At 68.5% G+C, this 12,012-nt stretch carries 15 protein-coding genes and 1 pseudogene; 8 read left to right on the top strand and 8 right to left on the bottom strand.

All coding sequences use genetic code 11. From position 1 onward, the window contains the following. Positions 1-52: 52 nt before the first annotated feature. A complete protein-coding gene (locus tag BM286_RS09660) occupies positions 53-502 on the top strand; it encodes a TIGR00725 family protein (RefSeq protein WP_092921515.1) in 450 nt (149 codons plus the stop codon). Positions 503-522: 20 nt separating this feature from the next. Here the strand turns inward: BM286_RS09660 and BM286_RS09655 are convergent, their stop codons facing one another. After that, complete coding sequence (locus BM286_RS09655) at positions 523-1,677, bottom strand: cobalamin-independent methionine synthase II family protein (RefSeq protein ID WP_092921513.1); 1,155 nt, start codon at positions 1,675-1,677, stop codon at positions 523-525. A 118-nt stretch (positions 1,678-1,795) separates the two neighbouring features. On the opposite strand from BM286_RS09655, the gene BM286_RS09650 reads away from it, so the two are divergent. Both BM286_RS09650 and BM286_RS15750 read left to right on the top strand, forming a co-directional pair. Next, positions 1,796-1,996: a hypothetical protein gene (locus BM286_RS09650; protein ID WP_092921511.1), complete on the top strand. Its 201-nt coding sequence runs from the start codon at positions 1,796-1,798 to the stop codon at positions 1,994-1,996. Between the two features lie 739 nt (positions 1,997-2,735). Further along, positions 2,736-3,026 (top strand): annotated as a pseudogene (locus BM286_RS15750) (zinc ribbon domain-containing protein); the annotation flags it as partial. A gap of 64 nt (positions 3,027-3,090) precedes the next feature. On the opposite strand, the gene BM286_RS09635 reads toward BM286_RS15750, so the two are convergent. The 4 genes from BM286_RS09635 to BM286_RS09620 all read right to left on the bottom strand — a co-directional run bounded on the left by BM286_RS09635 (position 3,091) and on the right by BM286_RS09620 (position 6,678). Next, positions 3,091-4,182, bottom strand: coding sequence for a S1C family serine protease (locus tag BM286_RS09635; RefSeq protein ID WP_092921505.1), 1,092 nt, complete (start codon positions 4,180-4,182; stop codon positions 3,091-3,093). 59 nt (positions 4,183-4,241) lie between these two features. Next, positions 4,242-4,760, bottom strand: a complete 519-nt coding sequence (locus tag BM286_RS09630) for a hypothetical protein (RefSeq protein WP_092921503.1) — start codon at positions 4,758-4,760, stop codon at positions 4,242-4,244. Between the two features lie 79 nt (positions 4,761-4,839). Beyond that, the gene (gene dph2, locus BM286_RS09625; RefSeq protein ID WP_092921501.1) at positions 4,840-5,883 is read right to left on the bottom strand and encodes a diphthamide biosynthesis enzyme Dph2; all 1,044 of its coding nucleotides are present in this window, start codon (positions 5,881-5,883) and stop codon (positions 4,840-4,842) included. 93 nt (positions 5,884-5,976) lie between these two features. Next, positions 5,977-6,678 (bottom strand): hypothetical protein, encoded by a 702-nt coding sequence (locus tag BM286_RS09620; RefSeq protein WP_092921499.1) that lies wholly within the window; start codon positions 6,676-6,678, stop codon positions 5,977-5,979. A gap of 128 nt (positions 6,679-6,806) precedes the next feature. On the opposite strand from BM286_RS09620, the gene BM286_RS09615 reads away from it, so the two are divergent. The 4 genes from BM286_RS09615 to BM286_RS09600 all read left to right on the top strand — a co-directional run bounded on the left by BM286_RS09615 (position 6,807) and on the right by BM286_RS09600 (position 9,378). Next, positions 6,807-7,466 carry an alpha/beta hydrolase gene (locus tag BM286_RS09615; RefSeq protein ID WP_092921498.1) on the top strand — a complete coding sequence of 220 codons (660 nt, stop codon included), beginning with the start codon at positions 6,807-6,809 and terminating at the stop codon, positions 7,464-7,466. Positions 7,467-7,535: 69 nt separating this feature from the next. After that, a complete protein-coding gene (locus tag BM286_RS09610) occupies positions 7,536-7,910 on the top strand; it encodes a YlbF family regulator (RefSeq protein ID WP_092921496.1) in 375 nt (124 codons plus the stop codon). A gap of 50 nt (positions 7,911-7,960) precedes the next feature. After that, a complete protein-coding gene (locus tag BM286_RS09605; RefSeq protein ID WP_092921494.1) occupies positions 7,961-8,653 on the top strand; it encodes a MinD/ParA family ATP-binding protein in 693 nt (230 codons plus the stop codon). A 104-nt stretch (positions 8,654-8,757) separates the two neighbouring features. Continuing rightward, positions 8,758-9,378 (top strand): RAD55 family ATPase, encoded by a 621-nt coding sequence (locus BM286_RS09600; RefSeq protein ID WP_092923187.1) that lies wholly within the window; start codon positions 8,758-8,760, stop codon positions 9,376-9,378. 25 nt (positions 9,379-9,403) lie between these two features. On the opposite strand, the gene BM286_RS09595 is transcribed toward BM286_RS09600, so the two are convergent. Both BM286_RS09595 and BM286_RS09590 read right to left on the bottom strand, forming a co-directional pair. Then, positions 9,404-9,664 carry a hypothetical protein gene (locus tag BM286_RS09595; RefSeq protein WP_092921492.1) on the bottom strand — a complete coding sequence of 87 codons (261 nt, stop codon included), beginning with the start codon at positions 9,662-9,664 and terminating at the stop codon, positions 9,404-9,406. Positions 9,665-9,772: 108 nt separating this feature from the next. After that, complete coding sequence (locus tag BM286_RS09590; protein WP_092921490.1) at positions 9,773-10,732, bottom strand: FKBP-type peptidyl-prolyl cis-trans isomerase; 960 nt, start codon at positions 10,730-10,732, stop codon at positions 9,773-9,775. 173 nt (positions 10,733-10,905) lie between these two features. On the opposite strand from BM286_RS09590, the gene cyaB reads away from it, so the two are divergent. Next, positions 10,906-11,484, top strand: coding sequence for a class IV adenylate cyclase (gene cyaB, locus BM286_RS09585; RefSeq protein WP_092921488.1), 579 nt, complete (start codon positions 10,906-10,908; stop codon positions 11,482-11,484). Between the two features lie 12 nt (positions 11,485-11,496). Here the strand turns inward: cyaB and BM286_RS09580 are convergent, their stop codons facing one another. Then, the gene (locus BM286_RS09580; RefSeq protein WP_092921486.1) at positions 11,497-11,985 is read right to left on the bottom strand and encodes a MaoC family dehydratase; all 489 of its coding nucleotides are present in this window, start codon (positions 11,983-11,985) and stop codon (positions 11,497-11,499) included. Between the last annotated feature and the right edge of the window lie 27 nt (positions 11,986-12,012).

Below are 12,012 nucleotides of genomic sequence, written 5' to 3'. Positions count from 1 at the left end.
GTCAGGCGGTACAGTCGGTCGGTTTTACCGTCGGCGCGCCGTGAGGCGAGCCATGCGCGTCAGCGTCATCGGCGGGAGTTCGATCGGTCCGGAGACGGCGGCGGTCGCGGAGGCGCTCGGCGAACGGCTCGCGGAGCGCGGCCACGCCGTCGTCTGCGGCGGCCTGGGCGGCGTCATGGAAGCGGTCTGTCGCGGCGCCCGCGCGGCCGGCGGCGAGACGATCGGGATCCTGCCGACCGACCGCCGCGGGGACGCGAACCCGCACGTCACGACCCCGATCGCGACGGGGATGGGCCACGCGCGCAACGCGCTCGTCGTCATGAACGGCGACGCCGTCGTGGCGGTCGACGGCGCGAGCGGCACGCTCTCGGAGATCGGTCTCGCGCTCGCGCAGGGGCGCCCGGTCGCGGGGCTCGACACCCACGACATCGACGGCGTGGAGCCGGCGGCGTCGCCGGCGGAGGCGGTCGAGTACGTCGAGCGGGTCGTCGACCGGGACTGACCGGACGGGCGCGCGTCGGCTCAGGCGAGCCGGTCGTTCGCGATCTCGGCGCCCTCGACGAGCGCCTCCAGCTTCGCCCACGCGATCTCCCGATCGACCATCGCGAGGCCGGCCTGGGTACCGAAGCCGCAGTCGGGCGCGGCGACGAGGGGGGTCCCGTCGTCGACCGCGTCCGCGACGCGCTCTAAGCGGTCCGCGATCGTCTCGGGATGGTCGACGATGTTCGTCTTCACGTCGACGACGCCGGGGATGAGCGTCCAGCCGTCCGGAACGGGATGCTCGTCGAACGCGCGGTACTCGTGTTGGTGGCGCGGGTTCGCCTGCTCGACGCTGAGTCCGGTGATGTCGGCCTCGTAGATCAGCGGCAGCATCTCCGCGAGGTCGGTGTCGAGGTGGTGGGGGCCCTCGTAGCTCCCCCAGCACGTGTGGAGCCGGACCTGCTCGGCGGGCACGTCCGCGAGCGCCTCGTTGAGCGCCTCGACGTGGAGCCGGGTCGCGTCCTTCGCGGCTTCCAGCGGCTCGTCCGCGTACGCCGCGGTGTGACCGACCGTCAGCAGTTCCGGGGCGTCGATCTGGAGGGTGAGCCCGGCGTCCGCGACGAGTTCGTACTCCGTCTTCATCGCCTCGGCGACCGCGAACAGGAACTCGTCGTACCCGTCGTAGTGGTCGTTGACGTGCGTGGCGGTGACGACGCTCGGGGACGCCGCGGTCATGAACGCGTCGTCGACGTCGCGGTCCGCGGCCGCGAGCGCGTCGGTGAGCCCGTCGATCTCCGCCTGCGCCTCCTCGCGACCGGTGTACTCGACCGCCTCGGTGACGACCGGGTGCATCGAGAGGTCGATCACGTCGGTCTTGAACGTCTCCTCGGCGTAGGAGGGGAACTCCTGAAGGTCCGCCCACAGCTCCGTCTCCCGCTCGCCGCCGATGCCGCTGAGCCGGTCCGCGACGTACCAGTTGAACGAGACGCGAGACTGCTCGCCGTTGTTGATCGAATCGAGGCCGGTCTCGACCTGGCGGTCGACGACGTCGCGGGTCGCGGCCGCGACGGTGTCCGCCCACTCGTCGGGGTCGACCGTCTCGCCGTCCTGACGGCGGGTGAGCAGGTCGAGCAGTTCCGGCGGTCGCGGCAGGCTACCGATGTGCGTGGTCGAGACGCGGGCGTCGTTCGTCGTCATCGATCGACTGGAGGGGACGCGTCCCCAAAAGAGCGGAGGATCCGGCGGGGCCGGGCCCCGACGACCCGTAATTAGATGTAATTAAGATTTATCAGTCCGGAGCCTGACGGATCGGTCAATGAGCGAGTACACGACGATCTCGCTGCGGAAGGAGTTCGTCGCGGACGTGGAGGCGTACATCGAAGACGAGCCGTTCGGCTCCGTCAAGGAGTTCGTGAAACACGTCGTCGTCCAGGAGATGGAGGCCGACGACGGGATCTCGGAGACCGAGGCCAAGCAGATCGCACGGAAGCTTCGAGACCTGGGGTACATGGAATGAGCGGGCGGCACCGAGCGGCTCGGCCGGCCGGTCTCGACGGGGTCGACCGCGCCGACCTCATCCTGCTCGCGATCCCGCTCGCGTTCTGTGCCGTGTACGCGGTCGGGTCGCTCCTCGCCCGAGACTATACGCTACCCGTAACGGGCGCGTCAATCGCAGCCGCAGTCCTCGTGGCCGACGGGCTCTTTTGGCACCCTCCGGGCGAGGCCTGACGACCGTTCCGTATCGAGACCGGAGCCGAAAAGCAGCTCCGTGAATCGCTCCGATTCAGACTGATGTTCGTCTGAGATCACGAGGTCTCGAGCGACCGTCGCCGGACGGACTGGCTCCGCAATGATTCGGGCCGGTCGTGCCGGTTACGAAAGTACAAGGAGAAGGCCCCGCCCTTCACAGTAGTTGCCGAACCTGACTGAGGCTCTTGATGCTGGGCTGTGTTGTTCAACAAATGGTCCAGACAACTGAGGCGAAACAGGTTTGCCGTGCTGCGTCGACGGTGCTGTTTCCAGAACTCGAATTCGGCGTAAAATCGTGTGGGAAGTACACGAGAGAGGATTTCCAAGAAATCCTCTCTCGGATTGCTTTTGATCAGGAGTTCGCAAATACGGGTGGGAAAACGCTCCAACTTGATCGTGACGAGCACGTCGATATCACCGCTACGGCTCGAAATCCACTCGCTAAATCGCTGCTGTATCACTTGCGCAATCTCTCTACAGACGCCATCATCGACCAGTTCGATGGCGACCCGAGAGGGACGACCAAGGAGTGTGCGTCCTGCGGCGTCTCGACGGAGAAGCCGCTGTGGGTCCGTGAACACTCCTGTCCTGCCTGCGGGTTTGAGGCGGACAGGGACGCGAACGCGGCGTGGAACATTCTTTCTCGCGGCCTCGAAGACGTAGGAGTGGGATACTCCGAATCAACGCCTGTGGAGACTGCGCTCCCTACGGACACCGGTTCGGTGTCTGTAAAGCGCGTCGTGGAAACAGGAAGCCCTACCCTCAAGGAGCGAACGGCGTCAGCCGTGAGCGAGTAGGGTAGGGTAGTTCACTACGGAACGAGATTTGATTCGGCAACTACTGTGAAGGGCGGGAAGGATGTCAACGAAGCGGTGACTGTGACTGTTCGGGGCGCGAGACGAGCGTGAGTTCGATCGTCTGCTCCGTCCCATCGCGAAGGACCGTCACTTCGAGCGTGTCACCCGGCCGGGTCCGTAGTGCCAGGTAGCTCGCTAGGTCCTCGAAGGAACGCATCGGTTCCCCGCCGATCGCAAGGATAACGTCCCCGCCGACGGGAACGCGGACTCCGTTCACGAACTCGATGTCGCTCGGTCGGAGCACACCGTCGGCCGGCCCGCCACGAACCGTCTGGACGACTAGCAGTCCGCGAGGTTCGCTCATCCCGTTCGCTTCCGCGACCGCCGGCGTGACGTTCTGTAGCGACACGCCCATGTACGCGTGTTCGTATTCGCCCGTCTCGATGAGTTCGGGAACGACGCGTCGGGTGAGCGCAGCCGAGATGCCGAACGCGATGTTGTCCCCACGCTTGGAGTTTACGACACCGATAACGCGCCCGTCAAGTGACATCAGCGGTCCGCCGCTGTTCCCGGGGTTCACGGCAGCGTCCGTCTGAATCGCGTCCGGAATCTGGTACCCTGCCGGTGACGGGATCAGCCGGTCGAGACCGCTGACGATGCCGGACGTGACGGTTCCGTCCAAGTTATACGGATTCCCGATGGCGACGACCTCCTGACCGATGACCGGGCTGGTTCGCACGAACGACAGCGGCTCCGTCGACTCCGGCACCTCGTCGACGGAGATGACGGCGAGATCGCTGTGGAAATCGGTTCCCAGTACCGTCCCGTCACTCCACGGTCCGTCGTGGAACCGGAGCTGTGCCTCCGACGCGGTGCCGGCGACGTGCGCGTTCGTGACGACGTGTGAGTCGTCGTATAGAAATCCGGTCCCCTGTCCCCGCCCCGTATCGACCAGCACGACCGACGGGATCGTCTCGCGATAGACTCGAGTGTACTCGCTGCCCTCGGTTTGCGACGTGGTGTTCGGTCGTCGGTTCTCCGGCTGGGATGGCTCTGTGCCGGACGACGAGACGTTGCTACAGCCCGCAAGCGCTGCCGTGAGCGTGACGCTCCCGGCCTTCAGAAACCGACGGCGGGTGGAGGTCTCTTCGGGCATCTTCGGTTCTCAGTCGGGCTTCGAGTCCCGTAGGTTTTGTGCCCACGCGAACGACGTATTTACGCCGCGTTCAGCGAGCGCCGTCTCCGACTTCGACCGTCGAGTCGCCGGAGGCTCGTGAACGCTCCTCGCCGGGCGTCCATCAGCCGTGCGAGCCGGCGCTCGAACTCCGCCTCGCTCAGCTCTCCTGAGACGTACTCCTCTTCGAGCTCCTGTCTCCGCTCCTCGGTCGTCGGCGCAACCCGTTCGGATACGTCGAATGTCCCGAGGGCCGGGTACCGTCGTTCGAGCCACTGGGCGGCTGACGCGAGTCGGTCGTCTCGCGGGATAGAGGCAGTTCGGAGGATCGACGCCGCGGTCGCAACGAGAAAGAGGCCCGCGAACAGACCGAGGACGATAACGGCGATCACCCATTCGGCCGCGGCGCTGAGCATTGCGACGAGGAGGAACTCCTCGGTTGCCGGGATACCCCCGGACAGTGCTGACAGCCCCTCGAACAGTTCGATCAACCCGGCGCCGACCATCAGGATACCCGTCACCACAAACCCGCTGAAACGGAGCCGGTGTCGGGAGACCATGGTTCGAGTCTACGCTCACGCGGGATTACATCCACGGACCGCTGTTACGACTCGGAAAGGGACGCTTTCCGCTTTCGGCCTACCAGGTGTCGTGGAACGTGTCGAACTCGATCGAGTCGAGCGGCTTCTCGCCGATTGCGGCCTCGTACTCGCCGGGCGTCAGCATGGGCTTGTGGAACCGGGGGCCGTCGTCGGTCGTGATCCGGGGACAGCCGGTGTTGACGAACGCGTCCATGTCGAAGTTGCGCAGGCGGTCCGGCGTCACCTCGTCCATCGTGATCAGGTAGGCGTTCTCGTTGTTGTCGACGATCTCTTGGGCCGTCTCCCAGCGGCCCTGGCCGATCTTCGTACAGAAGATGACGCCCCACTTCTCGGCGTCCATCGCCTTGTGGACCGCGGCGTAGCGCTGCTTGAGGAACTGGTCGTGCTCCGCGACCGACACCGCGTTGTTGACCGGGTCCGCGATGACGACGCGCTTGTCGGGGTGTTCCATCGCCAGCCCGACCGGGTGGAACTTCCCGCCGCCGACGTACAGCACCTGCTCGGCGTCGATGTCCGCGGAGGCGTAGTTACAGCCGAGCACCTGCCCCTCCTTCGTGAGGCGGTCGTCGCCCCGGCGGGTGTGGACCTCGTAGCCGCGCTCCTCTAACCAGTCGGTCATCTCCTCGAACCGGTTCATGTGCTGGGCCGTCGTGACGAGCCCCACGTCGGGGTCCTCCTCGGGCGCGGTCAGCTCCTCCTCGAGCGCGTCCTCCATGATCGGGAAGGGGTCGACGTTCGAGAACAGGGGAACGTAGACGATGCTGTCGGACTCCTTCATCGGCGTGTGGCCGAAGTGGACGAACACGTCGGTCCGGCGCATCAGGTACGTGTCGAGGTCGCAGGCGCCGTAGCAGGGCTGCCCGGACAGCATGAAGGTGACGTCGTCGGGCGCGACCTCCCGGAGGTCGTCGGCGACCTTCGGGCCGCGGCGCTTGAGCCCCTCGGGGAACTGGAGACCGACCTTCGAGGCGTCGCGCTCCTCGATGGCCTCGAGGATCCGGTCGAGTTCGTAGTCCCACTCGCGGTCGTGCTTCAGGGCCATCCCCGTCTTCGTGAGGTCGCCCTCCGTGGAGCCGCTCATACGTGGCGAGTTGTGCGGCAGGACGGTTAAACCGCGCGTTCGACCCCGAGATCCGTCCCCGACGTTCGTGATCGTCGCCGCTCGGCCGCCGTCTCAGAAGCCGTTTCCGGTGAGCAGTCGGGCGATCCACGCCCGAACGCCGGGCAGCATCGCGCCCGCTTCGACTGCGACGGGATCGCGGTCGACGTCGAGGGGCACCCGCTCCGCGTCGTCGCGCTCGGCGTCCTCGCGGGACCAGACCAACTCGTCTCCGGTTCCGCCGCCGGGCGCGTCGCCCCGGACCTCCCACCCGGGCTCGCCGCGGACGGTGAGTCGATCGGCGCCGAGGTACCGCGACCCCTCGCCGCCGATGACGAACGGAACCCGCGGAGACGCGGGCGTCAGCGGCGTGAACACCACGGCGCCGAGGTGTCGTTCCGTGGCGTTGGGATCGCGGTAATCGACGGCCAGCACGTCGCCGTCAACTCGGGCGTCGACATCCTTCGGGTCCGCGATCCCGTCGCGCACCGCGTCGGTGACGACCGCGCGACGGAGCGATCCGTTCGCCGCGAGCGCGTCGCCGCCGGCCGCGAGATGGACCCGCGCCTCCCACGTCGACGACCCGTTACCGTGGAGTGTGACGGTGAGCGAGCTCTCGCCGGCGACCACGGAGTCGCCGTCCGGCGTCGTCCGATCGAGCTCGCAGACGCCGCAGACGGGCGTCGGCGGCGCGCGCGCGTCGACCGGCGGCGCGGCGGCCAAGACGGTCACGGAGAGGAGCAGTGCGACCAGCAGGGGGAGGGTGCGGGGACGCATACGCGGACCGTTCGTGCGATCGAACTATAAATTCACGGCGTCGACTCGACCGTATCCCCGCCGACCCCCGTGACGACGCGCTGCCGCGGCCGACGGACCTAACCCCCGCCCTCGCCAACCGCGGACCGATGACCGATATTCCGCTCGAACACGTTCACGTCGCGCCCGACGAGGGAGCCGACGACGAGCCCGCGCCCGCCGTCTTCGTCCTCCACGGCCGCGGCGCCGACGAGGAGGACCTGCTCCCGGTCGCCGCCGAACTGCCCGACGACCACCACGTCGTCAGCCTCCGCGCGCCGGACCCGCTTCAGGGCGGGTACACGTGGTACGAGCTCGACCTCTCGGCCGGCGGGCTGGAGTCGAGCCAGCCCGACGCCGAGGACTTTCGCCGGAGCCTCGACCTGATCGCCGAGAGCGTCGAGGCCGCGGTCGACGCCTACGGGCTCGACGCCGACCGGATCGGCCTCCTCGGGTTCAGCCAGGGCGCGATCACGAGCCTCTCGCTCCTCCTCGAAGACCCCGACCGCTACGCGTGGGTCGTCGCGCTCCACGGCTACCTCGCCGAGTCGCACGCGGACCTCGACCCGGACGGGATCGAGGGCAAACCGGTCTTCGTCGGCGCCGGCGCCGGCGACCGCGTGATCCCCGACTCGCGGACGAGCGCGGCCGTCGACCGGCTCGAAGCCGTCGACGCCGCCGTCACCGACGAGAGCTTCCCGGGCGGCCACGGTATCGGTCCGCAGGAGCTCGACGCGGTCGTCGAGTTCGTCGAGTCCCGAGTGGCGTAACGGGAGTCGGAAGGCGACCCCGAACCCCGGCTCCGGCAGGTTCAAACCGCTCGGCGACGATGTGCGAACATGAGCGTCGAACAGGTCTCCATCGAGGACCTCGGCCGAGAGCTCGGCGAACGGATCGCCGAAACCCCGGAGTACGAGCGCTTCGAGGAGGCGAGAGCCGCCGTCCAGCGCGACGAGGAAGTCCAGAGCCGGATCGACGAGTTCGAGCAGCTGCGCGCGGAGTTCATGCAGGCCCGACAGACCGGGCAGGCGACGAACGACGGACTTCAGCGCGTTCAGGAGGCGCAAGACGAGCTCCACGCGATGCCGGTGATGAGCGAGTACCTCGACGCGCAAGACGAGCTCGAGGACACGCTCGAGGCCGTCAACGAGGCCATCTCCGAGCCGCTCGCCGTCGACTTCGGCGGTGAGGCCGGCGGCTGCTGTCAGGACTAACCGTCCGTTCACGGCCGACTTTTTATATCGGATACCGACTCACGCCCGCCGTGATGGCCGTCGCCGGCGGCAAGGGCGGGAGCGGAAAGACCACGACCACCCTCGGGCTCGCCCGCGCGCTCTCGCGGCGCGGCGCGTCGGTCGTCGCGGCCGACGCCGACTGGGATCTACCGAACCTCGCGCGGCTAGCCGTGGAGACCGACTCCGATCCGGTCGAATCCGGCTCCCCGGCCGACGTGCGGGGCGCGCGGAGCGTCGCCGACGCGGTACGAGAGGCGGAGCCGATCCGCCCCGACCGCTCCGAACCGACGGTCCTCGCGGCTCCCGACTCCGCGCGCTCCGTCGACGCGCGCGCGACGTTCGACGCGCTCGACGGCGTGACACCCGAGGGCGCGCCGGTGTTGCTCGACTGTCCGGCGGGCGCGTCGCCGGACGTGGCCGCCCCCCTGCGAGCCGCGGACCGCGCGCTGATCGCGACGCCCCTCAGGCGCGCCGCGCTCCGCGACGCCGCGAAGACGGCGGCGATCGCGAGACGCCTCGACTGCCCGCCGGTCGGGGCGGTCGTGATCGGCGAGACGAGCGTGCCGGATCGGGTGGCGGCGCTGCTTGACTGCCCCGTCCTCGGGCGGATCCCGGACGGCGGGGGCGCTCCGCTGTCCGAGAGGGAAGTGCGGGACGCCTACGACGGCCTCGCCCGACGGCTCACCGAGACCGCGGCGGCGACGGGGTGGCAGATCGCGTGAGGATCGCGGACGCGGGCGACTCCGGAACGACGGACCGCGGGGCCGCGAGCGGCCGGCGGGTCGACCACCGACAGACCCAAGCCTCCACGGCCGGCAGCGATCGTATGGGGACGCTTCCGACCGGAATCTCGGTACTGGACCGACAGTTCGGCGGCGGACTCCCGAGCGGTAGCGTCGTCGTGCTGAAAGCGGACCCCGACAGCCAGTCCGAACTCATCTTGAACCGGTTCGCTCGAGCCCGCCGGTGCCGCTACCTGACGACCGTCCGGTCACCCGGTGCGGTGGAGGCGGCGCTCAGCTTCGACGGAGACGAGGAGACGACCGTCGAGGCCGCGGACGACGGCGGCGACCTCGACGAGACGCTGTCGTTGACCGGCGATCTCCCCGAGAGCGGGACGCTGATCGTCGACTCCGTGGAGCCGTTAGAGGGGCGCGCGTCCCCGTCGTCGTACGCCGAGTTCCTCGACGGGATACGAGACCGCGTCGACGACGCCGGCGGCCTCGCGCTGCTCCACGCGCTCCGCGGCGGCGAGGACCCGCGAACGAGGCGGGTGACGGAGCAGGTCGCGGACATCGTGTTCGACCTCCGGACCACCGTCACCGGTACCGAGATCGCGAACCGGCTCATCGTCCCCAAGTTCCGGGGGGGCGCCGCCCTCGAAGAGCCCCTGAAGCTGAAGCTCACGGACGAGGTCGCCGTCGACACGAGCCGCGATATCGCCTGACTCGGCCGTCCTTCGGTCCCGTGCCTCACAGCGCGGCCGACGCGAGCAGGACGAGCGCGCCGACGCCGGCCGCCGCGACCGCCCAGTTCCGCGCGGTGTCGACGGTCCCGTACGGCCCGCCTTTCCGCGAGAAGAGGTACACCGCGTACACGGCGAGCGGCGCCAGCGTCGGGAGCGTCGCGACCGAGACGACGCCGGTGAAACTCGACAGCAGCGCGATCGCAATCGTCGTCACGCCGGCGACTCCGGCGACGAGCGCGTCCTCGCGTGCCCGTTCGATCTCCATACTCGGTGTGGACGCGCTGGCGGGCAAAAGCGATTCGTTCGGCGGCCGGAGCGGTCGCTCGGCGGAGCGAAAAACGGTCGAACCGCGGGCCGGTAAAAGCGGCGTCGGCTACTCTTCGTCGATCTCGTCGACGATCTCGTCGGCGTCGACGTCGACGTCTTCGAGGGCCTCCTCGATGTCGACGTCGCCGGCGCCGCCGCCCATGCCGCCCATCATACCGCCGAGACCGCCCATACCGCCGCCCTCGATGACCTCCTCGATGACCACGCGGTCGAGGTCGAGGCGGTCCATGAGGTCCTGTGCGATCTGCTGTTTCTGGAACATCCACTGCTGGTTCATCTGCATCGCCTGGGTCGCGGTGACGTAGAGGACGTCCTTCTCGACCGCCTCGGTCTCGACGGTCTCTTCGCCGTCGTCGTCCTCGGTGACGGTCTCCTCCTCTTCGGTGACCGTCTCGATGCGGACCTCGGGCGCCTCCTGAAGGTACATCCCAAGCATACCGGCGGCCTGCTCCTCGCGGTCGTCGATCCGGGCCAAGATCTCGTACTCGTACTCGAGGTCCTCGCCGGCCAGCGGGTGGTTGAAGTCGACTCGGGCGCGGCCGCCGATGATCGTCTCGAGGTGGCCCTGGCGGTTGTCGATCTGGATCTGTGCGCCGGGGTAGCGGTCCTCTTCGGGGATCTTGTCGGCCTTGACCGTTTCGACCTCGTCGGGGTCGTACGCGCCGAAGGCGTCCTCGGCGGGCACGTCGACCGTTCCCTCATCGCCGACGGACGCGCCGAGGAACGCCTCCTCGACGGAGGAGAACACGTGGCCGGCGCCGAGCGCGATGATCCGCGGCTCGAAGTCGTACTCGTCGACATCGATTTCGGCGTCTTCGGCCGTCTCCTCGTCGGTCGTGTCGATGACGCGGCCGTCGTCGGCCGTCCGGATCGTGTACGCGACGCGGACGAAGTCGCCGTCCTCGAGTCCGTCGGCGTCGGTGTCCGCTCGGCTCTCGAGGCCCTCGGCGTCGGTCTCGGTCCCTTCGGCCTCGTCGGCCGCGTCCGCTTGCTCCTGATCGCTCATACCTGAAGGTCTCCTGTTACACCCTTAAGAAGCACGGTTCGGCCCGATGCCACCCGACGAGCGGGGGACGGCGGCAGTTCGGCCGCTGACGCATCGGCGCGCTGTCCGCCGGTTCGTCACCCGGGGCGCGCCCTCCCGCGTTCCTTATGAACGCCCCGTCCGCATCTCCGGGCATGTACGAGGTCGAGATCAAAGTTCCGGCCGGCCTAGACGCGACGCGGGAGCGGCTCCGCGAGGTCGGCGCCGAGCGCGTCGACGCCCGGCGACAGCGAGACACCTACTACGACGCCCCTCACCGTGAGTTCGCTGCGACCGACGAGGCGCTCCGGATCCGGCGCGAGACGCCGTTGGCGGACGGCGAGAGGTCGTCGGAGGGCGAGCCCGACGCGGCGGCGACGGTCACCTACAAGGGACCGCTCCTCGAGGAGGCCTCGAAGACGCGCGCCGAACACGAGACGGGCGTCGACGACGGCGAGGCGCTCGCGGCGGTCCTCTCCGGGCTCGGCTTCGAACCGGCCGCGACCGTCGAGAAGCGCCGCGAGCTCTGGTCGTACGACGGCTTCACGGTGACGCTCGACGCGGTCGCCGGGCTCGACGAGTACGTCGAGATCGAGCGGGAAGTCGAGGCGGAAGGCGAGGTCGACGCGACGCGCGAGGCGGCGGTCGAGGCGCTCGACCGGCTCGGCCTCGACGCCGCCGACCAGGTCCGAACCTCCTACCTCGGGCTGCTGTTGGCCGAGGAGGACGACTGACGGAAGCGGTAGCTACGATGTCGCGTCGGCGTTCCCGTCACCGTCCGGCCGCTTCTCGGAGAGCACCGTTCGCTCGAACTCGCAGACGAGGACGTCGTCGTCGCCGTCGACGAGCCTGAACGCCTCCACGCGCATGGTGACGACGCCGCGTTCGCCGTCGCTCGTCTCCCGCTTGTCGGTGACGGTCGAGCGCGCTCGGATCGTGTCCCCGTGGAACACCGGGTTCGGGTGTTCGACGTCGTCGTACGAGAGGTTCGCGACGATGGTGCCGTCGGTCGTCTCCGGGATCGAGATCCCGACCGCGAGCGACATCGTGTACAGCCCGTTCACCAGTCGCTCGCCGAACTCCGTCCCGCCGGCGAAGTCGGCGTCGAGGTGGAGCGGCTGCTGGTTCATCGTCATGTCGCAGAAGCGCTGGTTGTCCGCTTCGCTTATCGTTCGTCGCTTCGCGTGGTCGATCCTCTCGCCGACTTCGAACTCCTCGTAGTACAGTCCGGGCATGCCGCCTCGCTCGGCCGGCGGCGTGAA

This window comes from Halorubrum sodomense, assembly GCF_900111935.1.
Lineage (GTDB): Archaea > Halobacteriota > Halobacteria > Halobacteriales > Haloferacaceae > Halorubrum > Halorubrum sodomense.
The sequence above is the reverse complement of the archived record's forward strand: the minus strand, read 5'-3'. Positions and strand labels throughout refer to the sequence as shown.